Origin of the sequence: Bdellovibrio sp. HCB2-146 (assembly GCF_047345725.1) — a bacterium.
Classification (GTDB): Bacteria; Bdellovibrionota; Bdellovibrionia; order Bdellovibrionales; family Bdellovibrionaceae; genus Bdellovibrio.
This window is the reverse complement of sequence record NZ_JBLEQP010000001.1, coordinates 1,931,794-1,957,628: the sequence shown is the minus strand read 5'-3', so window position 1 is coordinate 1,957,628 and position 25,835 is coordinate 1,931,794. Positions and strand designations below refer to the sequence as shown.

Below are 25,835 nucleotides of genomic sequence, written 5' to 3'. Positions count from 1 at the left end.
TGGTCATCTTTTGAGCCAAATAGTGTGCCCTCCGAAATAAATTTGCTCCCAGACCTTTTCAATTTCCAGAATGCCGCTAAAATAATCGAAAGTGACAAGATTCAAGGGATGAGTATGTTCAGCTTTTTCTTATTTTTGCTGATTAATTCTGCGCTGGCGGCAAGTCTCCAACAAACGATTGAACTCACCCTGCCATCTAGGATTCCTTCACCAATAATTATATACGGGAACCCTGAGGTCGGATTCTTTAAAGCCAGACATGTCGAAGCTGGCATAGGAAACAAAGTTCTCGTAACGCTCATTCCACCCACTTATAAAACTGCTTCTTCATTCTTCCTGGAAAATGCTGGACACAGAAAGCTTTTGCTTGAAAAGAAGTTTAAAGCTCCATTGCATCACCCCGCCCCCTTGAGTGTTCAGGTTCGAGGGCACTTCAACACGCCTTTCTTTGCGATGGGACTTATTACCAACGATACACAACCCGCCTCTTTTTATCCCGCTGTCGTGAATCGCCTAGGGGAAGTCGTTTGGTATGATCGCTCTCACTTTACTATCACCCGAGACTACGACAGCTCCACAAACATCAGCTTCCTGCCATGGCGTAACGGACTTTTTATCCGCGGTGCGGGAATGAATTCCTTCTGGAACTGGGTTGATTGGCAGGGGAAAGCCACGGCTTTGACGGGTCTTCAATTCGACGGAGCCCAGATGCATGCCCATCACTCTATGGGTGTTAGTCAAAATGAAATTTTCTCTTGGACAGTAACCTCTGTAAAGCTTCCACCAAGTGAAGATAATATTCCAGTGTTTGCGGGACTTCTGGGGTGGGTTCGCGGCTTGAGAACCGACGGGCGAGTTATCGTTGGCAGTCGCATGATTGGTTTAAATCCAGAAACAAAAGTCACTCGTTCCGTGGTCTCAAGCTTCGATCTGGCAACGCCCACGGAATCACCTTCTCGCAGTCTTGATGAAACAATGGATCGCTTTCTCGACGTACAAAATTTAAATGACTACAACGCTCTCAAAAAAGTAAATAATCCCGAATCTTATATTCCAGAAAAGTACGATACGGATTGGACTCACGAAAATGCGATTGACGTCACTCCGGAAGGAAATCTCCTGATCACGATCCGTAATCTCAATTCCGTGATGTTACTTTCTGCCGAAGGAAAAAAAATTTGGGCCATCGGCTCAGAAGTTTTCTCGACTCATCAATGGACTGAAGATCAAATCGGACTGGGGTTGCCACACTCGGCCCGCTGGATTAGCCAAAATCGCATTGTGGTCTTCGATAACGCGGCCCCGACTCGCGGAATGAAAGCATTGCCGCCTCAATCTCGAGTGCTGTGGCTTCACTTAGCTAAGAATGGGAAAATTGAGATTGAAAAAGAACTGACGTTACCTGGCGATAAAAGTTTAACCAAAGGATCTATCAGGCCTGTGGATAAAGGTTATCTGATCTGGCATCCGGGTCCTAACACCGCTGCGGGACAAATTATCGAAACGGACAGCAAAGGGAATATTACAGGTCATATGACGATGCAATGGCCATGGCATAAAAAGCACGATGAGATCTTGGGCTTAAACAACGTCGGCGATCCGATCGTAGAATCCTTAAATACTGTCAAACCCATCCAACTGGACTCCCACTATGATAAAGAAGTTTATTAGCGCGTTCGCAATCACATTTGCTTCGTTTTCCGCATCCTATGCAGAACCCACGCTCAACGATTATAAAGATTTTCAAACCAAGTGGCCATTGATCACGGTTCGCTTTCGTGAAGATAACAACGAATTACGTTTTATTTGGGCCAACGACAAAGCTATGAAGGGCCTGGAAGATGGAAAGGGCCATTATGAAGATGGCGCCGTGTTTTCTAAAATCGGATTCAAATCTGAAGATGATCCATTGTTCGTCAGCTCAAAGGTTCCCAACGGGACACGTCGGGTTCAACTGATGGTTCGTGATAAAGTAAAATACGCGAACACCGATGGATGGGGATATTTCCTGTTTGATAGCTCCGGCAAATCTGTCGAAACGAATGTCAATGCCTGTGCGGCTTGCCATCGTGTTGCTGTCGATCGAGGATATGTATTTGCCCAAAAGGTGGCGTTGGAAAATCTCTTTAAAGAACCTGCGACGAACTTACCGCCCATTTCGATTTCTGCCTCCGAAGTGGTATTCGAAGATACTTCCTTGAAAGCAGTTCCCGCGAACTTTCGTAAATATATTGCTGCGGCTAAGACTAAAAACGTGCGTCGACTCTTGAAACCATGGTTGCCTGCGGCGTTTGAAGGAACTGCCGATGAGATTCGTCCCCTTCTAACGAAGGAGGTTTTAAAGAGTGGCAAGGCGAGTTTCTATTTAAGTCCTGACTCGCGTGTGTTTTCTTATGTGGCGAATTCGAAATCGAGTTCCTGCCCGGAAAAGCAAACAGCCCTGAAAGCCACTGTTGTGTTTGTTCCGGCAACATCAGTGAATACTTCTGAAGTTCGAACCCGTGAATTTGAATACTGCGTAAATGCAATTTGAAGGTTGATCTTTTTCTAAAGAAATTTTTATTCACCCATAAAAAAAGGGAGACCGCTGTCTCCCTTTTTCTATCTATCTAAATGGTCTAGAACCTACTCGACTGTCACAGACTTCGCGAGATTGCGAGGTTGATCGACGTCGTAACCCAAGTTGCTTGCGAGATGATAGGACATCAACTGCAATGGAATCACGTTGATGATCGAGCTTGTTGTCCAGTGAGTTTTTGGCATTGCCAAATAGTATTCACTGATCGCACGAAGCTTTTCATTTTCGCCTGTTCCGATAGAGATGATTTTTCCTCCGCGAGCGCGAGCTTCTTCCAAGTTGCTGATTGTTTTTTCGTACAAGTGATCTGTAGGAGCGACCATCACGATCGCCATACGTTCATCAATCAAAGCCAAAGGACCATGCTTCATTTCGCCAGCTGCGTAACCTTCCGCGTGCATGTAAGCGAGCTCTTTTAATTTCAAAGCTCCTTCCATCGCGATTGGATAGCTGGTGCCACGGCCCATGTACAAGAAGCCACGGTATTGTTTCAATTCCGAAGCGGCTTCTTCAAAGTACTTATCGAACGCAAGAACACGCTCCATCTGACTTGGAACACCCAAGAGAGATTGAACCAATTCTTTTTCTTCCGCTTCTTTCATCACACCACGAGCACGAGCCATTGCGATCGCTACGCAATCTAGAACGGCCATTGTGCTTGTGAAGGCTTTTGTTGAAGCGACACCAATCTCAGGGCCTGAGTTCATGTACAAGTGCCCGTGAGCTTCACGGTCAATTGTTGAGTTGCGCACATTACAGATACTCAAAGTCGTCGCACCCATTTCTTTCGCCATGCGGATCGCAGCTAATGTATCCGCTGTTTCGCCTGACTGAGAAATCGTCATCACCAAAGTTTTCGGTGGAATCACAGGGTTGCGGTAACGGAATTCACTCGCGATATCGACTTCAACTGGCACACGTGCCAATTGTTCGATCAGGTATTTACCAACCATGCCGGCATAGAAACTTGTTCCACAAGCCACGATGAAAACGCGGTCGATATTTTTAAACATCTCTTGAGTTTTCGCCCAATCCGTTTTGCTATCGAGTTCTTCTAGCTTTTGCACAGGAGTTCCACCGAAGCCCACATTTTTCAATGCCACAGAGAATGTCTCTGGATTGATATGTGGTTCAATAGCTGCCGCCACTGCACGCGGTTGCTCATAGATTTCTTTAAGCATGTAGTGAGCATATCCTTGCTTCTCAACCATTTCTGGATTCCAGTTGAGCTCAACGACTTTCTTCTGAATCGGGAAACCATTCGCAGAGAAGAACTCCACTTGGCTGCCACGAACAGAAGCAACTTCGCGGTCTTCAAGGTAAACGAATTTTTTCGTGTACTGGATAAGTGCTTGCACGTCACTTGCAACAAAGTTTTCTTTGTCGCCAAGGCCGACAACCAATGGTGGACCGTCTTTGAACGCAATCAAACGCTCTGGATCTTGTTCCCACATAACCAAAATAGAGAACGCACCACGAAGCTTTTCAAGCGTGCGCTCAACAGCTTTAAAAAGATCTTGAGTGACTTCCACTTCGTTCGCAATCAAGTGAGCAACAAGTTCAGAGTCCGTATCCGAAGTAATTTCTGCGCCGTTTTTCACAAGTTCTTCACGGATATCAAGATAGTTCTCAATGATACCGTTATGAACCAAATTGATTCCACGCACTTGATGCGGATGGGCATTGCGCTCTGAAGGTTTTCCGTGAGTGGCCCAACGAGTGTGACCAATACCGATGTGACCATCGAACTTCTCAGTCGCTAGCTTCTCTTCAAGAGCTTTCAATTTACCTTGTGCACGCACGCGCTTTGTTTTGCCGTTATCTAAAATCGCCACACCGGCACTGTCGTACCCGCGGTATTCTAACTTTTGCAAACCGTTAATAATAACGTCTTTTGGGTTTTTAGGACCCAGGTATCCTACGATTCCACACATAACACTTATTCCTTTTCAACCTCAGGTGTAACAGCTTTCGGAGTGTAGTTCTCCTTCACGATTTGACGTCCACGTGCAACGGCCAAAGCCTTTGCTGGAACGCTTTTCGTGATTGTTGAGCCTGAGCCAATAATCGCATCATCACCGATTTCAACTGGAGCAATGAATTGTGTGTCACTGCCCACAAAGACGCGGTTACCGATCTTGGTTTGGTATTTCTTTTTATCAGCTGCGTAATTGCAAGTTATAGTTCCGCAACCCACGTTCACTTCCTCACCAACGACGGCATCGCCAAGGTAAGTCAAATGACCGGCTTTGGATTTCTTCCCGAATTTCACTTTTTTCATTTCAACGAAGTTACCCACGTGGGCTTCTTCCATGATTTCAGTTTCTGGACGAAGACGTGCATAAGGTCCGACAGAAACTTTGCTGTGAAGTTTTGAGTTCTCAAGATAACTGCCGCCACGTACTTGCACGCTGTCAGCAATTTCCGTATCACTGATGAAACTATTTGATTCAATCACGCAGAAAGAACCAATACGTGAACGTCCCCGGATAAAGACATTTGGATACAACACAGTCCCAGCGCCGATCTCCACGGATTCTTCCACATACGTTGTGCGTGGATCGATCATCAAAACGCCGTCTTCTAAAAGCTTCAAAGCTTTACGTTTGAAAATCAAACGTGTCGCTTTCGCGAGCTCCAATTGCGTGTTCACACCGACCGCCACTTTTGGAGTGGACTTGATTGGTTGCACACGCTTTTTGTCGCCGATACATAAAGAAATCAAATCAGTGACGTAAAACTCTTTTTTAGCATTGTTGTTCGAGATCAATGGTAAGTAGTGAGCAAGCACTTCCGCTTTCACGATATAAATACCTGTGTTCACTTCTTTGATTTTCAAAGTTTCAGCAGAGGCATCTTTGGCTTCAACGATCGCAGCCAAGTCACCACGATGACGAACGATACGTCCGAACTCGCCTGGGTTTTTAAGATCAGCCGTTACAACAGCCAGATCACATTTTTCATCACGGAAAATTTCAACGAAGTTTTTAATGTCAGATGCTTCGATCAAAGGGTGATCACCATTCATGATCACAACATCACCTTCGATCGTTTCAGGCTTTGCACATTTCACGGCGTGCGCAGTTCCCAATTGCTCATCTTGAACATAACAAGCAACACCCATGGGTTCGACGACCTGGCGAACCAGGTTTTGACCATGACCCACAACCACGCGCACTTCTTTAGCACCCGCTTGTTTAGAGGCCGAAATCACTTTTTCGATCATAGGACGACCTGCCACAGGGTGTAAGACCTTGGGAAGTGGAGATTTCATACGTGTTCCTTTGCCAGCGGCAAGGGCAATCACTGTTAAAGCGGCGACGTCTTTTTGCGACATTGAAAACTTCCTTTTAAACTCTTTTCTTCTCTGAAAAAAACAGGCTTAATTATCTCATGCAAGCTAAAATTTTTCACCAAACTTCTTGGGCTCAGACCACTCTTGGAACTCCTCTAGAGCTGTATAAAAAAACACACAGCTTGAGTGGCTTTTCTGAACGCCCGATCCTGTTTATCGGCGGCGTCCATGGTGACGAACCCGAAGGAGTTCGTCTGGCGAACGAACTTTTAGCTTGGCTCCAAAAAGAAGAAAGCGAAAACTCGTCGTCTATTCGCCCCTGGCTCCTCATTCCTTGCTTAAACCCCGATGGATACTCCCGCAATCAGCGCACCAACGCCAACGGCGTGGACCTGAATCGCAATTTTCCATGTCGGGATTGGAGCCCTGAGAGCAAGGCTCCGAGATACTATCCTGGCCCTTCGCCTGGAAGCGAGAGCGAAGTTCAAGCTTTGGTAAAACTCATTGAGGACGAAAAGCCACAGCTTATAGTACACTTTCATTCGTGGGAGCCTTGCGTTGTATATACGGGCTCCCCTGGGAAAACCGCGGCCGAGACCCTCGCAACCGGCACAGGTTACGAGACTCGGGAAGATATCGGTTACCCAACACCTGGCAGTCTGGGACAATATGGTTGGATCGAGCATCAAACTCCTGTCATCTGCATCGAAGAACAGGAACACATCAATCTGGATCTCGTCTGGCCTCATTTTCAAAAAGGTCTGCAAATGCTTTTGAAAAAGGAATCGAAATGAGCGGCTTTCGCACTCTCGCATTTGATTTAGACGACACACTGTTGGACACCTCGAGTTTGTTGGTACCGTTGGCGGCTCGTCGGTCCTGCGAAGCCATGCTCGCTGCGGGTCTGCGTTGTTCACTCGAAGAATGCATGAAAATGCGCGAAGAACTCGCTCCCTCTTTTTCCCACACAGAAATTTTCACTAAGATCGTGGATCGATACGGCACTAATACCAAAGGCCGCGCCATTCACGATGCCCTGGATCGCTTTTACAATCCTGAAGTTCCTCCGACACTTCCACTTTTAGAAGGCGCTTTGGAAAATCTTGAAACCTTGTCGAAAATGTACACCATGTATTTGGTGACGGCAGGCTCCCAAGAAGCCCAGGTTAAAAAAGTTCAAGCCCTCGGTATTCAAAAATATTTTAAAGGCGTTTACATTTTAAATGGCTTTATTGGAGAGAAAAAAGAAACCGCTTTCCGTGAAATTTTAAAAATTGAAAATCATAATCCCGAAGCGCTCTTAAGCATTGGCAACCGACTTTCTAGCGAAATCCGTGATGGCAAACGTTGCGGTGCTCGCACTTGCTATTTTGCTTTCGGCGAACACGTCGGCGAAAAAGAAGAATACCCTGAAGATCACCCTGATTTTACGATCACTCAACACAAGGACCTCATCGCAGCATGCGGTCTTTAAAAGCGAGCTTTTTACTTATAGGTCCATGGGAAGATCGACTGCAAGAGTTGGGGGCGCATATCGCTTCCGACTTGCAACAGGCTTGGCACTGGATTCAAGAATCTCACTACGATGTTGTGGCCCTGTCAGTGACTTTGATTCTGGGAAAAAAGTTTGAGGATTTTTACAACTACATTCGCGAAACCCATCCTGCAACTCAGTTTATCGCCATCGTACCGCCGGATTTTTCTTCGCATCAATTAGCGAAGCTGCACGAACACTATTCTTTCTTCCGCGTGATGACGAGTTATCAAGATGCTGATTTGGAAAGCCATTTATTTTCGGCTTTAGAAGAATCCAGTCAACGCAAACAAGATGAGCACTTGGCTCTTTTGATTCGCGAGCAAACGGCTCAACTAAAGCGCTTGCAAATTGAATTAGAAGAGCGCGTTCAGAAAAGAACTCGTTACCTCACTGAAGCTCGTCGTAAGTTGTTCCTTACAAACTCTCGTATCGAAGGATTTAAGCAAGCCCTGATGGCCGTTCATCAAGCCAACTCCGTGGCTGAAATTGAACAGCTTTTGAATGATTCCTTAGCGGCCAGTGTGCAAACCTCGTGGATTCGTATTTTCTTTCATCCGCAAGATGAAATGTTTGTGAAGCAAGTTCAATCGCAACTCACTTTCACCCAATTCCAAGTGCCTCTGTTTAGACAGCACGAAAAAATGGGCTCGATTATTTTCTTGCGTCCACCGGAACATCCCTTCAATCGCGACGAAAGTGATTTCTTAAATCGTGTGGGTGAAGCCGTTGCCTTAGCCCTGGATCGTATTCAAAAGTTACAAGAGTCCGAGGCTCTTAAAGAACAATGGGAAGCAACATTCAATTCGATGTCGGATCCTGTCGTTTTGATTGATGCAAATTACGATATCATTCAATGGAACAAAGCACTTAATGAACGCCTCAAAGCCCAAGAGCGCGAGTCGTCGTCGCGCAAGTGCTATCAGGTTTTGTACAACCGCGAAGCCCCTTGCCCAGGCTGTAATCGCGGTCACAACTTCCGCGTGCAATCGAAGAGCTCCTCCCCGCGCAGCTTTGAAGTTTACAGTCAAAGTGTCGTATTGGAATCCGAGAAGCCTTCCGTGTTCGTGAATCTCTATCACGACATCACGGACCAAATTAAAATGGAAAGACAAATCCTCGAGTCTGCTAAGATGGCGGAGCTTGGAACTATTGGATCTTCCATTGCCCATGAACTAAACAATCCTCTCGGTGGAATTCTGTCTTTCACTCAATTGATCAAGATGGACATGAAGCCCGATCATCCTCTTTATGCTGACATCGTAGAGATGGAAGCCGGCGTACAACGTTGCAAAGAGATCGTGCAAAATCTTTTAGGTTTTGCGCGCGCTTCGAGTGTCGATGTTGAGGGTGATGTGAGCTTAAAAGATGTGGCGATTCGTGCTTTGAAAATCGTGGAGCTACAAACCAAATCACAAGGCATTGATGTGAAGTTGCACTTCCCAGGACAAGATGTTCTTGTGAAGGGACATCTGAATATGTTGGCTCAAGCTTTGAAAAATGTTTTGCAAAATTCTTTGGATCATCTGACCGAGAAAAGCAGACTGACAAAGGGTTTCCGAGGAGTTCTCGACATTGAGATCCAGGTCCAGCCCGAGTCTGCTACTATTTTAATCAAGGACAATGGGCTTCAAGAAAAAAACACGAATCATCCCATAGGTTTAAGCGTTCCTGTGGCTTCGCAGATCCTTCGCGATCATGAGGCAGAGCTTACTTTTGAGGTGGGTCCAGGCCAGGAAAACCTGGCAAAAATTTCCTTCTCTCGTCTAGTTTTAAGGTCCTGAAACCCAAGCCTGGTGCGGATTTTTTGACAGTACCGTCAAAAACTATCTATCCTATTAAAAGATACCGAACCCACCATGGAAGGAAGGTTCATGCGAAGCCAACGAGTTCTAATATTAGATGACGAGTCCTCACTCCGTACCGCTCTTTTTAGAGTGCTTGATCGAAAAGGACTGAATGTCATCACTGCCAACAAAATTGAAGAAGCAAAAGTTTTGTGCCAAGGCGACACCCCTATTGATCTCGCGATTGTTGATTTGAACCTCCCTGATGGAGACGGTATTGAATTCATGAGTTACCTGAAGTCGCTGAATCCAGCGACGGAAGTGATCATCCTCACAGGTCATGCGACAATTGAGTCTGCGATTCGCGCGACACAAAAAGGTGCATTCCACTTTGTGACAAAGCCCTTCAATCTTGAAGAGCTGATGAGCTTGATTGAAAAAGCTCTCACTCATAAAAAACTTCAACAAGAAAACCAACAACTCCGCTCGGAGTTGAATAAGAAATATAAATTCGATCAAATCATCGGAAGCAGCGAACAGATTCAAAGTGTTCTGCGTTTGATTGAACGCGTTTCTGATTCTGATTCGACAGTTCTGGTGACGGGCGAATCTGGGACGGGTAAAGAATTGATTGCTCGCGCGATTCACTACAACTCCCCGCGCGCTTCAGGTCCTTTTATCCCAATTAACTGCGGTGCGATTCCATCGGAACTTTTGGAAAGTGAACTTTTCGGTCATATGAAAGGTGCTTTCACTGGCGCTATCGCCAACCGTGTCGGTCGCTTTGAATTAGCTGATGGCGGAACAATCTTCCTTGATGAAATCGGTGATCTTGAGCCTTCACTGCAAGTCAAACTCTTGCGCGCTTTGCAAGAAAGAAGCTTTGAACCTGTGGGTTCAACCAAAACTGTGAACGTGAACGTCCGCGTGATCGCGGCGACAAATTTGAATTTGGAAGAAGCGGTTGAGCACGGCAAGTTCCGCGAGGACTTGTACTATCGCCTCAATGTTATTCCAATTGTGGTCCCAGCTTTACGTGAAAGAAAATCTGACATTCCATTGTTGCTCAATCATTTTATGGAGATCTTCAATAAAACGAAGAGCCGTGGTTTGACTGGGATCACAATCGACGCTCTTGATTGTTTGATGAACTACACGTGGCCTGGAAATATTCGTGAACTTGAGAACTTGGTGGAGCGCATGTCGATCCTCAAAGGCCAAGGACAAGTGGATATCACAGATCTTCCTCCGAAATATAAATCCAGCAAAACAGTTTCAACTGATATTGGAGCCCTTGAAATTCCAGAGGGCGGCATGGACTTTAATACGGCTGTCGACGCCTATGAGAATGCATTGATTATGAAAGCCCTTGAAAAAACTGGGTGGAACAGAAATCAAGCAGCGGCTCTTTTGCGCTTGAACAGAACGACGCTTGTCGAGAAAATTAAGAAGAAAGGCCTCACACCGCCAGCTGATATGGCGATGGCCGATCGCTAATTTTCTAACAGCGAGGACGTTCTTGATTCGCTTATCTTGTACTCTTCTTGTGCCCCTTTTAATTCTTGGATGCAAAGGGGCTGGCGGCGGAGGTTCCACAACAGTTTCGAGTTGTTCAACCACAACTCTGGAATCTGAAATGACCTCCCTTCTTTCTTCCGCGACTTCGGAAGTTGATTTCACCTACATTGCTGAACGATCCGACGGCCGACGATTTACTTACAATCGTGGTGCTTCGACTCCGACGACTTCCTACGAATCCGCTTCCACATCAAAAATGGTGACGGCTGCGGTGATTCTGAGATTGGTTCAAGACGGGTATTTAAATCTGACCGATAAGCCGCACGATCGCATCACCGGTTGGACAATCGGCAGCGGCGATTCTCTCTACAATATGACACTCGCGCATCTTTTAAGTTTCCGCTCGGGACTTGAAGATGAGCCTGCGTGTTTAAATTTCGGTGCCTCTGATTTTGAAACTTGCGCGAAGAATGCAGGAACAACAAACGCAGGTAACGGAGTTGTTCCCGGCCAAGAGTTTTATTATTCAGGCTCGCACATGCAAGTGGCAGGTTTAATGGCAGCAAAAGCACGCAACAAAACCTGGGCGCAGATTTTTTCTGACTTTAAGACTTTAACGGGATTGTTTGCGAGTTCAACGTATGACCTTCCTTCCAGCACGAATCCTCGTTTGGGTGGGGGCATGCACTGGACGGCCAATGATTATATGGCTTTTTTAAAAGCCCTTAAGAACGGACAGATTTTAAATTCAACTTATTTAAATCAAATGCTCACCGATCAAACAGCCAGTGCGACCTTCACCTACTCTCCGGTTTCCGCAATCGGCGAAGCTTGGCATTACGGATTTGGTTTGTGGCACGAATGCCAAAGTGCGACCTACAACTGCACGCCGGGAACGCGCGTTTCCAGTCCGGGAGCCTATGGTGCCTATCCATTTTGGGATCGCACGAATAACTATTTCGGAATAGTGGCTCGCCAAGGATCTCTTGGAACTTATCCAAATGGGATTGCAATCGAACGAACAGTTCGCGCGAAAGCTGAAGCCTGGGCAAGCTGTCTTTAGATCGTCTTGAATCTCAGAATCCTATCCTGAATTCGGACAAAAAAACCACCAACTCGAATAAAATGCATTTATAGGTCGGCACCTCTTGGTCCCGGCCTTGCTTTAGTGGTTCCCCGAAACACGAACCAATGGGGACCAGATGAAAAAACTTTTGATACTTTTAGCTCTCTCTTTTTTGAACTTGATTGGATGCGGTGACATCGTATCCTCCAAAGAAACTCACACGGTGACAGTCTATGGCGAATCGCCTGAAAGCTTCTTTTCACATTTTATGCGCGAAAGACGCAGTTGCGAATTAGCTTATCGCCACCGTTACCTTGGAAGAGGCGGAATCGAACTCAGAGAAACTGACAAAAACGAACCAGTGATTGCCTCTGTGAAGGTGGTTCTTGAGACCAACCATCAATTCACCGTTATCTACCACTCACAATCTATTTCCTTGGATAAATGGGGAAACTCGCTCCGTTCCGATTTTGAACACAAAGAAGTCACAGGCACATGGTACATCAATGGCCACGGCCGTTTGGTACTACCTCAGGTAGGCATTGGCGAAGCCATCAAGGTCAATGATGAGCGCCAACTTCTATTAAAATTTGATCAGACGTTTGTGCCTCGCCTCAATGACATCAAAGAGATCGGCTTAGAAATGTTTTATTTTACGGATGGACCAAATGATCACTGCCCTCCTCTTTGAGGGCAGTCCTTTTAGAAACTATTTTCGGATCATCAAGTGAAGCATCTCAAACATCGCATCCATTCCTGCTAATGCAGTCAGGTCGGATTGATCGTAAGGCGGAGAAATTTCAACCACGTCGCAACCGACCAAGTTTGGAATTTTGAGGTTGCGGAAGATTTGTTGCACTTCATAAGTTGTCAAACCTCCTGGGACAGGCGTTCCTGTTCCGGGAGCGAATGCTGGATCTAAGTTATCGATATCATAACTGATGTATGTAGGTGTATCGTCGAAAACCGGAAGTGATCTGACAAACTCATTTAATGGAACGTCACGAACATCATCCACTGTGAAAACTTTGATACCATGTTTATTGACGAAATCTAAATCGTCGCCGCCTGCCAAAGGTCCACGAATTCCGATTTGCACCATTTTCTTGGGATCTACCAAACCCTCTTCAACCGCATGACGAGCAAACGCTCCGTGATGATACTCACAACCCCAGGCTGCAGGATACGTATCCAAGTGCGCATCGAAGTGAACAAAAGCCAAAGGCTTACCATATTTTTTACGAAGAGCGCGTAACACCGGCAACGTTGTCGAGTGATCTCCACCGACGGATACAAAACGTTTATTCAAACTCACGAGTTCTGTAACGAACTTTTCGATTTTTTCATAAGTTTGATTTTGATCAATCGGAACTGTCGGGCAATCACCGATGTCAGCAACTTTAAGTTTTTCAAAAAAGTTTTCCATGCGGCTCATGTGGAATCCGCGTCCCAGACTTGTGATCTCACGCACTTTTGTCGGAGCAAAACGGCCACCCGGGCGATACGAAACACCACCGTCATAGGGGATTCCGAAAATCGCAACGTCATAGTCGCTATTCATCGGTACATGTGGCAAACGAAAGAAAGTTTTAATTGCTCCAAAGCGAGGAAACTCACGTCCACTAATTGGCTTATATTCCATAACAAACTCCTCTGACAGTCCGACTCCCAGACTACCTCGGATCCCACGAAAACTCGAGTTCTAATATGACGCAGGATTCTTTATTGCAAAACCAAAGACCAAAAACGAAAGTAGCTGACATGCAAAGTCCAGAAAAGTTTGAAAACCTGCTGCAAGAGCATTTCCACTTGCGCTCCTTCCGTCGAGGGCAAAAGGAAATTATCTCAGATGTGTTGGCAAAGAAAGATGTCCTCGCGGTTCTGCCAACTGGTGGCGGTAAATCTTTATGTTACCAATTTCCTGCTTTGCTATTAGGTCAACTCACCGTGGTGATCTCTCCCCTTATTGCCTTGATGCGCGATCAAGTTGCGGCTTTGCGCAAAATTGGTATCGCCGCAGGCTGTCTGCATGCCGGACAAAATGAAGAAGAAAAACGTAAAATCTTTCAGGACATTTCTCTCGGGGGTCCTTACCTCCTGTATCTGTCGCCAGAGCGTGTGCAAAAAGAAGGTTTTAAAAATTGGATCAAGGCCCGTCCTGTTTCTCTTTTTGCGGTCGATGAAGCGCACTGCGTATCGCAATGGGGCCATGATTTTCGTGAAGAGTACGGCCAACTCAGTCTGCTCAAAGCCTTGCGCCCCGATGTTCCTGTATTAGCTTTAACAGCATCGGCGACTCCAACAGTTTTGGCAGATATCGCCAAACAACTTTCTCTCAAAAATCCTGAACAACGCGTGCATGGGTTCTATCGTCCGAATCTTTACTATCAGGTTGAGATTTGTGCGGATGACGATGCAAAACTTTTGCTGCTTATGCAAAGTTTGAAACAAACGCCGACAGGTCGTGTGATTATTTACTGCGGAACTCGCAAGGTCACAGAGGAGCTTGCACAATTCTTGGCTTCAAAATTTGATCAAGTGGGTTATTACCATGCAGGACTTGCGAATGAACAAAGAAACCAGGTGCAAGAAGCTTACACTCGGGGTCATTTAAGAATCCTCGTTGCCACGAACGCGTTTGGAATGGGAATCGACCAACCTGATGTGCGTTTGGTGGTGCACTATCAAATGCCTGCGAACATTGATTCCCTCTATCAAGAAATGGGTCGTGCGGGCCGCGACGGAGAACATTCCACTTGCCTACTTCTGTATGCAAAAAAAGATAAAGGCCTTCAGTCGTTCTTTATTACTGGATCTGAAGCACAGCAGGAAATTAAAAATCTCCGCTGGCGAAATCTCGAAGCCCTGGTGAATTACTCGGAAGGTGGTGAGTGCCGTCACAGCGAAATCCTCACCTACTTTAAAGACTCGCAACGAGTGGATCGTTGTGGGCACTGTGATGCGTGTGACCCTGAGTCGTCTCGTCGTATTCAAAAACCAGCACCACCACCCGCAGAAGCCTTTACTTCCGTAATTAAATCGGTGAAGGCGAAAATGAAAAAAGCCCCTGCTAAAGGCGGCGACCTTGTGCTTTCCGAAGAAGAGCAAGTTCGCTTCGAAGGCCTGAAGCGTTGGCGCAAAGAAAAAGCGAAGGAATTGGATGTTCCGGCGTTTGTGGTCTTTAGCGATCAGAGTTTGAAGCATATGGCTCAGAAAAATCCTCAAAATCTGGACGAACTGCGCCGCATTTACGGCGTGGGCGACGCAAAACTCGAGCAATATGGCTGGGACGTACTTGCCGAGCTAGGAGCTTCGAGGTAAAGTCCGGCCCATGGATTTAAAGGCCGATCATCGTTCTCTGGTTCAGTGGTATAAGAAAAACCAACGTGCACTTCCTTGGCGTGAAAGCAAAGACCCGTATCGCATTTGGCTTTCGGAAGTCATGCTTCAACAAACAACCGTCGTCGCGGTGATTCCTTATTTCGAAAGATTTCTTAAAAAATTTCCGCGCCTTAAAAATCTTGCTGAAGCTCCAGAGGCCGAAGTTCTCGAAGCTTGGGCAGGACTGGGATATTATTCTCGCGCGCGCAATTTACATAAAGCCGCCAAAGCTCTTAACGAAAATGGTTTTCCTCAAACAGCCGCTGAACTTTTAGAGCTGCCGGGATTTGGTCCCTACACATCGCGCGCTGTTGCCAGCATCGCCTTTGGTGAAAAAGTCGGTGTCTTAGACGGAAACGTTATCCGCGTTCTTTCACGCAAGTATGGTTTGTCCCTGGATTGGTGGACGCCGAAAGGTCGCATGGAGTTGCAAAAAATTTCTGACGACTTGGCTCTTTTTGGACAAGCTGATTTTCTGAACCAAGGTTTGATGGAATTGGGTGCAACAGTTTGTACGCCTCAAAAAGTGACATGCATGCTTTGTCCCTGGGCTTCCGACTGCAAAGCGCGCGATAAAAATTTGATTGAGAAATTACCGCTGAAAAAACCAAGAAAACAAAGCGAAGTCTGGGTCTGGAAACCAGAACTTGCGATCAAGGACCAAAAGGTCGCTCTGATTACCAACGATTATGCGCCATTTTTAAAAGGGCAGATGATTTTTCCTGGCGAAATTGCCAAAGAAAAAAACAAGCCCAAAGCCTATGATGCCAAACACAACATTACCCATCATGATATCTTTATCCAAATCACTCGAAAAAAATCAATTTCGAGCCGAAAGGTAACTTGGGTTTCGTTGAAGGATTTAAAGAAAGTAAATCCTTCTTCTCTATTACAGAAAGTGTTGGCAAAGGCAGAGCATGAGAGCGGTTAGAATCATAGTTGCAGTTTTACTTCTTGCTCCAGTTGGATGTATTCACAAAAGTGCGACCAAAGATGTTCTAACTCCCGATTACCTTCTTGCTAAAAATTCCAAACAACTGACATTCATGGGCGACAATGAACGCCCGCGCTTTTCTGCCGACGGAAATAAGTTACTTTACGTCAGTCGTCAGCGTGCGGCTCACAAAGGAGCTCAAGTTTACGAGTTGGATTTGCGGACGAACAAAGAACGTCGCGTGACCTTCTCTGATGGCGACGCCTTTGATGCCGTCTATGTTTCTCAGGATGAAATTCTGTATGCTTCCACAACTGACGAGATTAAAGAAAGTCCGTGGCAAAATAAAATCATCGATAAGCAAGCTCCACCGTCTGATCTTTACATGAGTGACCTTTTTGGTTCCGAGATTTTGCGATTGAATGTTCAGCCCGGTTACGATGGCGAGCCGCTTTTTGTTGCTCACGATAGCAAGCCGTATATTTTATTTACCTCTCGTCGTGGCGATATGACGGGCCTGTATCGTCTGGATCTTAAAAATTTACCGGTGAGTTTTGTATCTGTCGAAGCTGGCAAACAACGCCACTTCCCAGCGATCTCACCAGACGGGAAACAGATCGCTTGGATTGAAAAAGATCTAAAGACCGAAGAGCAAAGCATTGTGATGTATGCTCCAAAAGGGAAAGTCACCTTGGTTCTTAAGAAAAACGAAGGCGATTATCGTGATTTATTTTGGTCTCCCCGCCTGCCAGATCGCCTGTTCTACAGCATTCTAAGAAAAGGCGACAAGAACTACCAGATTGAGTCTTTGCAGTTAGAAAACCATTGTACGCAGGTTGTTTTTAAAGGGGCTGATTCTTTGATTTATCCGGCGCTTTCTAATGAAAGTTCTGAAAAATTGGCGTTTGTGCGTGTATTCCAGGACAGAAAACAAATTTACATGCTCCCGTTGCCAACTGATTTAGGGCCTTGCCTCCCCGACCCGACTCAAGTTACTCTTAAAGAGTGAAAACCGGGCTTTTTATCTTATTCCAACTAGCCGCTTCTGCTTTTGCAGCTCCACATCCTGCAACCAGCACTTCTGCGCTTACAGCTCCGGAAAAAGGCCTTTATTTTCTGCACAAAGGCTTCTCACTTAAAACAGAAGGCTCGTCATGGGTGCCAGTTGCCAATGCCGATACACTTCTTGATACGGTTCGCTTTGCTTCACCGGGAAATACCAAAACAGGATCTCTCAGCATTCGCACTGACAAGGTTGCCAAAGATGCTTCCTTGGATCTTTATACGCGCAAGTGGATGCGTGATTATCCCAATTATGGTTTCGAAGTTTTAGCGACAAAAAAATTCACTTTGAATGGCAGCCCTGCTTTGCTCGTAGATATGCTGTCGCGCTCGAAGAATAAACAAATTCGCCAAGTCGTTTTGAAAAACGAAGATCGCGTGGCGATTATGACGTGCCTTGATGACAAAGAAAGCTTTAGCGCTTCGCTTGCTCAGTGCAATCAAATCATGAAGTCCTTCACTTGGACGAACTCCGAAAATCAAAAATAGATATTCTACAATTGTTGTGAGCATGTTGATGCTCGTCGACACTTTCAGTTTTGCAATCAAGATTTTTTTCCCTCAATAGATGCGGTTTTCAGTCTTATTTTCCCGACCTTGTTAGTGATTTTGTTTACTTACATTTTGACCTAATAAAACGAACTCACATACTTAGAGACGTCACAGACAAGGAGCATCTTATGAAATCATTAATCGTCTTCGCGCTCATTGCACTGAGCGTTTCTTATTCACAGGCACAAGAGGGTTCCAGCAGCATGCTATTCGGAAAAGAGGAAGCGGAAGTTGCTCCACGCGGACTACTCCCCTTCATCGGAGCCGGTGGTGGTTACACTGGGTACGACACATTTGAAGCAGCTGAAGGTACACCCGCATCATTAAAACTGTTGGGATCATTGTATCTCGAAAGTCCTTGGGTCATGGACTTCGGTTACGGTTTCAACAATCAACAATTCACGAGTGACCTCGCAGCCGAAACGGCTCGTACTGAAGGAGCCATGGAGCTCGCAGCTCGTTACCGTACTGAAAATCGCTGGCAAGTGGGTGCGATTTACAATCAGTACTTCAATCAAGGGGACGCATACGCTGCCTACACAGCTGATGCGCAGTTCGCAGGTTTGCAACTCTTAAAAGAGTTCAACATGTCTCCAAGTTGGTTGGGACGTCTGGGTGGTCGTGTGCAATCGCTCACAAATAATACAGATGGTCTTGTGATCCAATACTTGGTCGACTTGCAAATCGGTTGGAATCCAGGCGCTTACAAACCATCTGCTAAAGCTGCTTCTGCGGCCGCAGTACCAGCAGCTGTTGCAGCTGAGCAAGCAATGAATGAACCAACTGAACCCGCAAAACCAACGACAACTCCAATTAGCGAAGTGAGCTACAGTGAACTTGTACCAGCAGGTGCTGCAGCCATCACATTCGGCTCTGCAAAGGCAGCGGTGTCTCGTCGAGACCAACAACGTTTGGATAAAATCGCGAAAGCACTTCGTGAAAATCCAGATCTCGTTGATAGAGTCGAGGTCCGTGGTTACGCAGACTCAACGGGAAGCATGGCTACCAATGACCGCATCTCTCAACAAAGAGCTAACAGCGTTCGCTCGGCCCTTGAGAAATCAGGTATGGGTGAAGTCGATATCGTAGCGGTAGGTAAAGGTGCAACTGACAGCTTTGGATCTAAATCCCAAGACCGTCGTGCAGAATTGATCTTCCACGGTGTGAAAGACGAAGATGCCCTTCGTAAAGCACTCTCTGATATCGAATAGTTAAACGCTTATAAAAACCACAAACCCTCGCTTGATCGCTAAAGGTCCTGCGAGGGTTTTCTTTTTTTTAATAAAAGTAAACTCGCCCCTGTTCAACATACCTTGGTCTTTACCATCGGTTAACGCTTGCTCCCCTAGGTCTTGCTTTTTAGACTAAGGGAATGACGCCAATCTTTCTTGCGGATGCAGCTATTTTTGATTTCCTACCCGTAGGCGTTCTTATTCTGAGCGAAGATAAGAAAATCATCTATTGCAACGAAGCTTTCGCGGGTATTTTACGGACGCCTTTACGTCGTCTTAAACCCGGATCACCGTTAAGCAAGAGCATTCCTGAATCGTCAGAGATCTTTTCTGTGTTAAATCTTGAAACAGGTCACCAGAAAGAAATCACCTTGAATCTGCCCTCTGGCATTAATCCGACTTTGCGTGTGAATTGTCAGCCAGTGCGTCTTGATCAAGACGTGCATTATTTGATCTCGATGCAAGACGTGTCGATTGAAAAACATCTGCACGAACGCTACAAAAGTGTCTCCAAAGATTCCGTCACAGACGAAAAAACGGGACTCTATAACTCTCGCTATTTTGAAACCGCACTTTCTGATGAGTTTAAAAATGCCGACAACAAATCAGCCACTCGTTTGGGATTGATTATCGTCGACATCGATCACTTTAAACAGGTCAACGACAAACACGGACACTTAGTGGGCGACGAAGTTTTAAAGGACGTGTCCGCTCGTATTCGCGAATCTCTTCCGGACAATGCGATGGCCGCTCGTTATGGTGGCGAAGAGTTTTGTATTCTGGTACGCGATACAACCGAAGGCGAGTTGATGGCTTATAGTGATAAGCTTCGTCTGAGCATCGCTAACTCGGGGCAAATTCGCGTGACTGTGAGTATGGGAGTGTCTTTGGTTTCTTCGAAAACGACGAGCAGTCGCTTGCTTTTTGAAACGGCGGACGAAGCTCTTTACGAAGCAAAGAACTCCGGCCGCAATCGCGTTATTTTGCGGGCTTAAGCTGCTCAAGAACTTTCAAAAGTTGCTCTTGAGATGCTGTTTTCGCCGATTTCTTATTTGATTTTTTCACAGTCATTTTCGTCAAAAGCTCTTCGACGTGAGAGTTCAATTCAGGCTTGATGTTGAGTTTCTCCAAAAGCTTTTTTGAAGCCAAAGCTTGATTCAAGACTTCTGTTTGTAAGTATTCAAGCTGAGTCGCATTGAGAGTTTCAACATCAAAGGTCCAACCCATTTTGACTTGCCATGCTTGCGCCAAGAAATTCTTATTTCCGATGTGAGAAACCGCATTGATAAAGACCAATGGGAAAACATTGTAACGAGCTTGCAGCAACTGAATCGCTTTTGATTCGTGCGCCAAGATCTCACGCACATAACCTGTTTGAGCTTGATCGCGGGATGACAAAAGAGCTTCTTCCATCATTGAATACATACTCATTGGTTTTTGCTCAGGTGACTGACTTAAAGCGCGCACTTGTTTGCGGTTGTGTTGGTGCATTGAAACCGCCATGGCGTCGAAAGCGGCTTCTCTGTTTTTTTCAGAATAGATATCATCTGATTCTGGTTCAACAAGAGGATTTACACTGCCATCAGCAGGAGCCAGCTCTTCGATTTCCATGAAAAACTCCATCGCTGCTTGCTGGCCTAACAAGGCACGTTTGTCGGCTTCCAGATCTTGACCGAACTTGTTCCAGATTTGGAACTCAAACGACATAAAGTATTTGTTGGCTTCCGAGATTTTTTTAAAGAGCGTTGGTGCTTTTAAGATCGCTTCGTAAGCTTGACGACGCAAAGATAACGAATCGCCTTGGCGAAGAGTATCGTATAATTCATTGGTGATATCACGCATGTCGTTGGTTGCATCATGCATGTCATCGAGTTTTTCTTTTTCCGAGCAAGCTACGACCATTACAAGGGACATTAAACCTAGCAGGAGTCTTTTACTCATATCGATTTCCTTAAAAGAGGTTGTTCAAGACTTAGACAGTCCGGTTTTTTTTACCAAGACCGCGTATTCAGGGACCTCTGAATCAGTTAAAAAGTTCGTTGAGCAAATACTCCAATATGTATGCCATAAAAAAAGCCGACCTTGTGGGTCGGCTCTCTTCACATTCTGCGAATCAAGATTGTATTTCTGCAATTTATTTTTGCTGACGTAACCACTCTGCCATCGGTAATGCAAAGTAAGTAAAGATGATGTCCGCCCCTGCTCTGCGAATGGAGTAGAGCGTCTCAACCATCGCACGCGTCTCATCAATGATACCGGCTTTGGCACCAGCTTTGATCAAACCATATTCACCACTGACGTTGTAAGCAGCCACTGGCAAAGTCGTGTGTGCTTTCACTTTCGCAATCACATCCAAATAGCTCAAAGCAGGTTTTACCATCACCATGTCAGCACCTTCGAACTCATCTTGTTCGATTTCACGAAGAGCTTCACGGGTATTGCGGAAATCCATTTGATAGGTTTTTTTATCGCCAAATTTAGGAGCGGAATCCAAGGCCTCACGGAATGGTCCGTAAAAAATTGAAGCGTATTTCACCGAGTAAGAAAGAATACCGACATCCGTAAATCCATCCTCATCAAGGGCTTCACGAATCGCCCCCACTCGCCCATCCATCATGTCAGATGGAGAGATGATATCAGCTCCTGCTAAGGCATGAACCAAAGACATTTGTGCGAGCACTTCCACTGTTTCGTCATTGAGGATTTTGCCGTTTTTCACAATGCCATCATGGCCATCGGAAGAATAAGGATCTAAGGCCACATCGGTGATCAGGGTCACATCGGGAAACTTGTCGCGAATCATTTTTAGGGTGGTGGGAACCAGGCCGTTGGGATTCAAAGACTCTTTGCCGTAGGTGTCTTTTTTGCTTTCTGGAAGCGCAGGGAAAAGGTCGAAGGTTTTGACCCCTAGACCCACTGCTTTTTCCACCTCCCCGAGGATCATATCGGGACTCATACGGAAAATACCCGGCATAGATTGAATCGCTTGCTTTTCGTTTTTGCCTTCGACCAGGAAAAGTGGCAAAACCAGCTGATCCACTCGTAAATCTGTCTCCGCGACCATGTTTCGGATGGCTTCAGTCTTACGATTTCGACGGGGTCTTTGAGTGAGTTTCACGTTTTCCTCCCTTGGGCGATTCAATCTGAGGCGTTCACGGAAATCGTGCTAATAATTTAAGCATATGCGCTTCGCAGCCATGACATTTCCGTGACACTTTAATGAAAGGTTAGTGATAAACCTATCATTAATGGAAGATATACTGCTCGTTCACAGAAAAACCAATAGAAACTTCGCGCCGGTCTTGGAAGGATACGCACTTTGGAAAACGTGCCTCCGTCAGATCATGTTCTTGAGCGAAGCGGAATATTCTGTGAACAGCGAGGCCTTCGAAGCTGACGATCACGTGCTTCGTGGCGAAAAAGCTTTCTCACTGTTGCTGGAAATTCTTTGCGGTTTGCACTCACCTATCGTGGGTGAAACTGAAGTCTTCGGCCAGTTCAAAAATTTCGTCGAATCACGCAAACAAATTTCCGATCCTCTTTTTGGGGACCACCAAAAATGGCTCAACTTTATTTTCTCTGAAGTCAAAAAGACTCGTTCAGAGCATTTGGTCGGTATTGGCTCACAAAGCTACGGAAGTTTGGTTCGCAAATACAGCAAGGACGCAAACTCAGTTACGATTTGTGGTTCTGGACAATTGGCTCTTGAAATCCTTCCTTGGGTTGCCGCAAAATCCCAAATCCAATTGATCTGCCGTACACCTGCAAAAATGCAAACTTTTGCAGATAAATATTCGCACCTGAATATCTCGAATTACAATCAAGCATACATTCATGGCGAAGTATTAGTTATTGCAGCTCCCCTTGAGGATCAAAGAATCGTCGAGCTTATGAGTCGTCAAGACACACGCCCTCTAGCGGTTTGTGACTTGCGTGGTGAGGACAATCGTCTGGCAGATATGATTGCGGAACAGTTTCCACATGTGAAGTATTTAAGCCTTCAGCAATTTTTTGCTGAGATCGAAGAGACGAAAAAAGACACGCACAATAAAATCACGACTCTTAAGAATTTACTGTTCGAAAAAGCCCAAGCCTTTATGCAACGAACTGAGCTTCGTCCTTTAGGTTGGGACGATCTATGCGCTTAAGGATTTCCGCAAGAAAAAGTGACCTCGCACGTTTACAAGCATACATGGTAGGTGAAGCTCTCGAGAGCCAAAACCCCGGTCTTGAAATTGAATATCGTTTCAAAGAATCTCTCGGTGATATCAACCTCACGGACCCTCTCTGGAAAATTCCGCAAAAAGGTGTTTTTACTGAGGACTTCTATGGTGAGCTGATCCGCAGTGAAACCGATATGGTTGTGCATTCTTGGAAAGACCTTCCTACAGAACACAAATCGGACACGGTTATCGCCGCAACCTTGCCTCGCGCCGACCAACGCGATCTTCTTTTGATTAAAAAAGCGCACATCGCAGGAATCCGCGAAAAGAAATCTCTGCGCGTGTTCAGCTCTTCGCCTCGTCGCGAATACAACCTGAAGGCGTTCTTTAAATCCCATCTACCATTGAATCTTGAGCAAGTTTCTTTTGAAAGTGTTCGCGGTAATATTCCAACTCGTATTCGTAAACTTTTAGAAAGTACAGAAGTCGACGGTTTAATCGTAGCGAAAGCGGCCTTGGACCGACTATTGACGGCTTCTCAAGCGGAGTTTTCTGAAGTGAAAGCTTTGCTTCGTTCCTACTTGAATCAACTTGATTACGTGGTTTTACCATTATCAGTAAATCCCAATGCCGCAGCTCAAGGAGCTTTGGCGATCGAGGTTGGCGCTCACCGTCCCGAAGTTTTGGAAATCGTTAAAAAGCTCAACCACGCAGCGACTTTCGAATGCGCGCAAAAAGAACGCGATCTTTTGGCAGGCTTTGGCGGCGGTTGCCATCAAAAAATCGGTGTTGCCGTTTTGTCTCGCCCTTATGGCCAAATCACTTGGTTGCGTGGCGAAACAGATCAGGGCCGCATCCTTCTTGAAAACACCTTGAGTCAGAAAACTCCTCCTCCTCGCTTTAATGCCAATCAGTTGTGGCTCGAAAAGCCTGCGACACAAAGAGTTCCTAATAATGCGTCCCTTCCGACTGGAAAGAATGCCTATTTCGTCGCTCGTGCAGAAGCGTGGCCAGAAGGCTTTACCACTCACGAAATTGTGTGGACTGCAGGGCTTAAAACCTGGAAAAAGCTCGCTGAGAAAGGTATATGGGTGCATGGTTCTTCCGAGAGTCTCGGAGAACAAGAAGAAGCTCGTGTTGAGATCTTAGCAAGTGAGCCACTTGCTTGGGTGAAACTTTCTCATCAGGAAAGTGCGCAAGAAGAGGGACTTCCGGTGGTAGCCACTTACCAATTGGATTTCAAACTCGATGTTTCTTCTTTTAGCGGGAAAGAATTTTTCTTTTGGAGCAGCGGCAGTCAATTTCTTGAAGCCGTAAAAACTTCGCCAGAACTTTTGACGAAGTATCATGCGTGCGGCCCTGGCAACACTTCCAAAATGATTCGTTCTCAACTGAAAGATTCAAATCGCTTATTTATTTTCTTGGATGCTGATGATTGGAGAAAGCAATGCACGAAGGAATGAACTCAGAATCACTTTTTCAAAGAGCCCTTAAAGTAGCTCCGGGCGGAGTTCACTCTCCAGTTCGTTCTTTCAAAGGTTTAGACCGTGCTCCGGTTTTCTTTAAAAGCGCACAAGGTGCTTATCTAACCTCTGTTGAAGATAAAAAATATATCGACTTCTGCCAAAGCTTTGGGCCCTTGATCCTTGGCCACTTGGATCCTGAAGTGAAAGAAGCTGTTCACAAAATGGTGGACACGGCTTGGACTTTCGGTGCGACAGAAATTTATTCTTTGGAATTGGCTGAGTGGATCACTTCTACTTTGCCTTTCATGGAAAAGCTCCGTTTCGTATCTTCTGGTACGGAAGCTGTGATGAGTGTTCTTCGTGTGGCGCGTGCAGCAACTGGTCGCGATAAAATTTTGAAATTTGAAGGCTGTTATCACGGTCACGTCGATAACTTGCTGGTAAAAGCCGGAAGCGGACTTGCGGGGGCTGCGGCTTCTTCAAGTGCGGGTATTTCCGCACAAGTGGCATCACAAACTTTGGTAACTCCACTTGATGACGAAGCCGCATTGGAAGCCGTATTCCAAGCTCACGCTTCAGAAATCGCAGCCGTTATTATTGAACCACTTCCGGCCAACTATGGATTGCTTGTCCAGCGCCCTGAATTTTTGAAAAAGGTCGCAGACCTTTGCAAAAAACACGGCAGTCTTTTGATTTATGACGAAGTGATTTCAGGTTTCCGCGTTGGCCTTGATGGCATGGTTGGTAAAACTGGTATTCGCCCAGACCTCGTGACTTACGGTAAAATCATCGGTGGTGGTTTTCCTGTTGGTTGTTATGGCGGTCGTGCAGATTTGATGAACCTTGTTGCTCCCAGCGGCGACGTTTACCAAGCTGGTACTTTGAGTGCCAACCCGGTGGGTATGCGCGCCGGTCTTGTGACTCTACAAAAAATGCAACGTGTGAACGGTTGGAATGTTTTGTCAGAGCGCACGCAGAAATTCGTGAAGTCTTTGCAAGCGGGCTTTGATAAAAAAGGTTTACCACTGCAAGTGTCTTCAGAAGCTTCTTTGTTCTGGATTCACGGCAAATCTGACAAAACAATTCGTACAATTGAACAAATTCCTGCTAACCAAGGCGTGAATTTTAAAAAATTGTTCCTTACTTCTTTAGACAAAGGTGTTTACTTGGCACCAAACGCCTACGAAGTGGGATTTGTTTCTTGGGCCCACACGGATGAAATTTTGGCTGAAGCAGCTGAGAAAATTATTTCTTCTGCGGAGTAACT

At 45.8% G+C, this 25,835-nt stretch carries 22 protein-coding genes; 17 read left to right on the top strand and 5 right to left on the bottom strand.

Going from position 1 to position 25,835, the window contains the following annotated elements; all coding sequences use genetic code 11:
- The first annotated feature begins 114 nt into the window (after window positions 1–114).
- The gene (locus ACLWOR_RS09560; protein WP_413940475.1) at window positions 115–1,671 is read left to right on the top strand and encodes a hypothetical protein; all 1,557 of its coding nucleotides are present in this window, start codon (window positions 115–117) and stop codon (window positions 1,669–1,671) included.
- The gene (locus tag ACLWOR_RS09555) at window positions 1,652–2,533 is read left to right on the top strand and encodes a cytochrome P460 family protein (RefSeq protein WP_413940474.1); all 882 of its coding nucleotides are present in this window, start codon (window positions 1,652–1,654) and stop codon (window positions 2,531–2,533) included. The genes ACLWOR_RS09560 and ACLWOR_RS09555 overlap by 20 nt, the downstream gene beginning before the upstream one ends.
- A gap of 92 nt (window positions 2,534–2,625) precedes the next feature.
- Here ACLWOR_RS09555 and glmS read toward each other — a convergent pair whose 3' ends face one another.
- A complete protein-coding gene (gene glmS / locus ACLWOR_RS09550; protein ID WP_413940473.1) occupies window positions 2,626–4,512 on the bottom strand; it encodes a glutamine--fructose-6-phosphate transaminase (isomerizing) in 1,887 nt (628 codons plus the stop codon).
- Window positions 4,513–4,517: 5 nt separating this feature from the next.
- A complete protein-coding gene (gene glmU, locus ACLWOR_RS09545; protein ID WP_413940472.1) occupies window positions 4,518–5,915 on the bottom strand; it encodes a bifunctional UDP-N-acetylglucosamine diphosphorylase/glucosamine-1-phosphate N-acetyltransferase GlmU in 1,398 nt (465 codons plus the stop codon).
- Between the two features lie 56 nt (window positions 5,916–5,971).
- Here glmU and ACLWOR_RS09540 point away from each other — a divergent pair, with 56 nt between their 5' ends.
- From ACLWOR_RS09540 to ACLWOR_RS09515, 6 genes are all read left to right on the top strand, one after another.
- Entirely contained in the window at window positions 5,972–6,667 is a 696-nt protein-coding gene (locus ACLWOR_RS09540) for a M14 family murein peptide amidase A (RefSeq protein WP_413940471.1), read from the top strand.
- Window positions 6,664–7,347: an HAD hydrolase-like protein gene (locus ACLWOR_RS09535; protein WP_413940470.1), complete on the top strand. Its 684-nt coding sequence runs from the start codon at window positions 6,664–6,666 to the stop codon at window positions 7,345–7,347. Before ACLWOR_RS09540 ends, ACLWOR_RS09535 begins: the two co-directional genes overlap by 4 nt.
- The gene (locus ACLWOR_RS09530; protein ID WP_413940469.1) at window positions 7,335–9,191 is read left to right on the top strand and encodes a histidine kinase dimerization/phospho-acceptor domain-containing protein; all 1,857 of its coding nucleotides are present in this window, start codon (window positions 7,335–7,337) and stop codon (window positions 9,189–9,191) included. The genes ACLWOR_RS09535 and ACLWOR_RS09530 overlap by 13 nt, the downstream gene beginning before the upstream one ends.
- A gap of 90 nt (window positions 9,192–9,281) precedes the next feature.
- Window positions 9,282–10,691: a sigma-54-dependent transcriptional regulator gene (locus ACLWOR_RS09525; protein ID WP_413940468.1), complete on the top strand. Its 1,410-nt coding sequence runs from the start codon at window positions 9,282–9,284 to the stop codon at window positions 10,689–10,691.
- Window positions 10,692–10,830: 139 nt separating this feature from the next.
- Window positions 10,831–11,775: a serine hydrolase domain-containing protein gene (locus ACLWOR_RS09520; protein ID WP_413940467.1), complete on the top strand. Its 945-nt coding sequence runs from the start codon at window positions 10,831–10,833 to the stop codon at window positions 11,773–11,775.
- A 139-nt stretch (window positions 11,776–11,914) separates the two neighbouring features.
- Entirely contained in the window at window positions 11,915–12,469 is a 555-nt protein-coding gene (locus ACLWOR_RS09515; protein ID WP_413940466.1) for a hypothetical protein, read from the top strand.
- A gap of 18 nt (window positions 12,470–12,487) precedes the next feature.
- Here the strand turns inward: ACLWOR_RS09515 and speB are convergent, their stop codons facing one another.
- Window positions 12,488–13,420 carry an agmatinase gene (gene speB, locus ACLWOR_RS09510; protein WP_413940465.1) on the bottom strand — a complete coding sequence of 311 codons (933 nt, stop codon included), beginning with the start codon at window positions 13,418–13,420 and terminating at the stop codon, window positions 12,488–12,490.
- A gap of 65 nt (window positions 13,421–13,485) precedes the next feature.
- On the opposite strand from speB, the gene ACLWOR_RS09505 reads away from it, so the two are divergent.
- The 6 genes from ACLWOR_RS09505 (at window position 13,486) to ACLWOR_RS09480 (ending at window position 19,934) form a co-directional block, all read left to right on the top strand.
- Window positions 13,486–15,099 carry a RecQ family ATP-dependent DNA helicase gene (locus ACLWOR_RS09505; RefSeq protein ID WP_413940464.1) on the top strand — a complete coding sequence of 538 codons (1,614 nt, stop codon included), beginning with the start codon at window positions 13,486–13,488 and terminating at the stop codon, window positions 15,097–15,099.
- A gap of 10 nt (window positions 15,100–15,109) precedes the next feature.
- Window positions 15,110–16,090, top strand: coding sequence for an A/G-specific adenine glycosylase (locus ACLWOR_RS09500; RefSeq protein WP_413940463.1), 981 nt, complete (start codon window positions 15,110–15,112; stop codon window positions 16,088–16,090).
- A complete protein-coding gene (locus ACLWOR_RS09495) occupies window positions 16,077–17,102 on the top strand; it encodes a hypothetical protein (protein ID WP_413940462.1) in 1,026 nt (341 codons plus the stop codon). Before ACLWOR_RS09500 ends, ACLWOR_RS09495 begins: the two co-directional genes overlap by 14 nt.
- The gene (locus tag ACLWOR_RS09490) at window positions 17,099–17,644 is read left to right on the top strand and encodes a hypothetical protein (RefSeq protein ID WP_413940461.1); all 546 of its coding nucleotides are present in this window, start codon (window positions 17,099–17,101) and stop codon (window positions 17,642–17,644) included. Before ACLWOR_RS09495 ends, ACLWOR_RS09490 begins: the two co-directional genes overlap by 4 nt.
- Window positions 17,645–17,835: 191 nt before the next feature.
- Window positions 17,836–18,918 carry an OmpA family protein gene (locus tag ACLWOR_RS09485; protein ID WP_413940460.1) on the top strand — a complete coding sequence of 361 codons (1,083 nt, stop codon included), beginning with the start codon at window positions 17,836–17,838 and terminating at the stop codon, window positions 18,916–18,918.
- A gap of 161 nt (window positions 18,919–19,079) precedes the next feature.
- On the top strand, window positions 19,080–19,934 hold the full coding sequence (locus ACLWOR_RS09480; protein WP_413940459.1) for a diguanylate cyclase: 855 nt from the start codon (window positions 19,080–19,082) through the stop codon (window positions 19,932–19,934).
- On the opposite strand, the gene ACLWOR_RS09475 is transcribed toward ACLWOR_RS09480, so the two are convergent.
- Together ACLWOR_RS09475 and hemB are read right to left on the bottom strand one after the other, a co-directional pair.
- Window positions 19,918–20,880, bottom strand: coding sequence for a hypothetical protein (locus ACLWOR_RS09475; RefSeq protein ID WP_413940458.1), 963 nt, complete (start codon window positions 20,878–20,880; stop codon window positions 19,918–19,920). The two genes, ACLWOR_RS09480 and ACLWOR_RS09475, sit on opposite strands and share 17 nt — an antisense overlap.
- Before the next feature lie 193 nt (window positions 20,881–21,073).
- Window positions 21,074–22,057, bottom strand: coding sequence for a porphobilinogen synthase (hemB, locus tag ACLWOR_RS09470; RefSeq protein ID WP_413940457.1), 984 nt, complete (start codon window positions 22,055–22,057; stop codon window positions 21,074–21,076).
- Between the two features lie 130 nt (window positions 22,058–22,187).
- Here hemB and ACLWOR_RS09465 point away from each other — a divergent pair, with 130 nt between their 5' ends.
- The 3 genes from ACLWOR_RS09465 to ACLWOR_RS09455 are packed head-to-tail and all read left to right on the top strand — an operon-like array spanning window position 22,188 to window position 25,833.
- On the top strand, window positions 22,188–23,087 hold the full coding sequence (locus tag ACLWOR_RS09465) for a hypothetical protein (RefSeq protein WP_413940456.1): 900 nt from the start codon (window positions 22,188–22,190) through the stop codon (window positions 23,085–23,087).
- On the top strand, window positions 23,078–24,565 hold the full coding sequence (gene hemC, locus ACLWOR_RS09460; RefSeq protein WP_413940455.1) for a hydroxymethylbilane synthase: 1,488 nt from the start codon (window positions 23,078–23,080) through the stop codon (window positions 24,563–24,565). The genes ACLWOR_RS09465 and hemC overlap by 10 nt, the downstream gene beginning before the upstream one ends.
- Window positions 24,550–25,833 carry a glutamate-1-semialdehyde 2,1-aminomutase gene (locus ACLWOR_RS09455; protein WP_413940454.1) on the top strand — a complete coding sequence of 428 codons (1,284 nt, stop codon included), beginning with the start codon at window positions 24,550–24,552 and terminating at the stop codon, window positions 25,831–25,833. Before hemC ends, ACLWOR_RS09455 begins: the two co-directional genes overlap by 16 nt.
- The last annotated feature ends 2 nt before the right edge of the window (window positions 25,834–25,835 follow it).

Bases quoted from the DNA above. Each gene is read 5' to 3' on its own strand.
- ACLWOR_RS09560 (WP_413940475.1), top strand. From the start codon at position 115: ATGTTCAGCTTTTTCTTATTTTTGCTGATTAATTCTGCGCTGGCGGCA.
- ACLWOR_RS09555 (WP_413940474.1), top strand. From the start codon at position 1,652: ATGATAAAGAAGTTTATTAGCGCGTTCGCAATCACATTTGCTTCGTTT.
- glmS (WP_413940473.1), bottom strand. From the start codon at position 4,512: ATGTGTGGAATCGTAGGATACCTGGGTCCTAAAAACCCAAAAGACGTT.
- glmU (WP_413940472.1), bottom strand. From the start codon at position 5,915: ATGTCGCAAAAAGACGTCGCCGCTTTAACAGTGATTGCCCTTGCCGCT.
- ACLWOR_RS09540 (WP_413940471.1), top strand. From the start codon at position 5,972: ATGCAAGCTAAAATTTTTCACCAAACTTCTTGGGCTCAGACCACTCTT.
- ACLWOR_RS09535 (WP_413940470.1), top strand. From the start codon at position 6,664: ATGAGCGGCTTTCGCACTCTCGCATTTGATTTAGACGACACACTGTTG.
- ACLWOR_RS09530 (WP_413940469.1), top strand. From the start codon at position 7,335: ATGCGGTCTTTAAAAGCGAGCTTTTTACTTATAGGTCCATGGGAAGAT.
- ACLWOR_RS09525 (WP_413940468.1), top strand. From the start codon at position 9,282: ATGCGAAGCCAACGAGTTCTAATATTAGATGACGAGTCCTCACTCCGT.
- ACLWOR_RS09520 (WP_413940467.1), top strand. From the start codon at position 10,831: ATGACCTCCCTTCTTTCTTCCGCGACTTCGGAAGTTGATTTCACCTAC.
- ACLWOR_RS09515 (WP_413940466.1), top strand. From the start codon at position 11,915: ATGAAAAAACTTTTGATACTTTTAGCTCTCTCTTTTTTGAACTTGATT.
- speB (WP_413940465.1), bottom strand. From the start codon at position 13,420: ATGGAATATAAGCCAATTAGTGGACGTGAGTTTCCTCGCTTTGGAGCA.
- ACLWOR_RS09505 (WP_413940464.1), top strand. From the start codon at position 13,486: ATGACGCAGGATTCTTTATTGCAAAACCAAAGACCAAAAACGAAAGTA.
- ACLWOR_RS09500 (WP_413940463.1), top strand. From the start codon at position 15,110: ATGGATTTAAAGGCCGATCATCGTTCTCTGGTTCAGTGGTATAAGAAA.
- ACLWOR_RS09495 (WP_413940462.1), top strand. From the start codon at position 16,077: ATGAGAGCGGTTAGAATCATAGTTGCAGTTTTACTTCTTGCTCCAGTT.
- ACLWOR_RS09485 (WP_413940460.1), top strand. From the start codon at position 17,836: ATGAAATCATTAATCGTCTTCGCGCTCATTGCACTGAGCGTTTCTTAT.
- ACLWOR_RS09480 (WP_413940459.1), top strand. From the start codon at position 19,080: ATGACGCCAATCTTTCTTGCGGATGCAGCTATTTTTGATTTCCTACCC.
- ACLWOR_RS09475 (WP_413940458.1), bottom strand. From the start codon at position 20,880: ATGAGTAAAAGACTCCTGCTAGGTTTAATGTCCCTTGTAATGGTCGTA.
- ACLWOR_RS09465 (WP_413940456.1), top strand. From the start codon at position 22,188: ATGGAAGATATACTGCTCGTTCACAGAAAAACCAATAGAAACTTCGCG.
- hemC (WP_413940455.1), top strand. From the start codon at position 23,078: ATGCGCTTAAGGATTTCCGCAAGAAAAAGTGACCTCGCACGTTTACAA.
- ACLWOR_RS09455 (WP_413940454.1), top strand. From the start codon at position 24,550: ATGCACGAAGGAATGAACTCAGAATCACTTTTTCAAAGAGCCCTTAAA.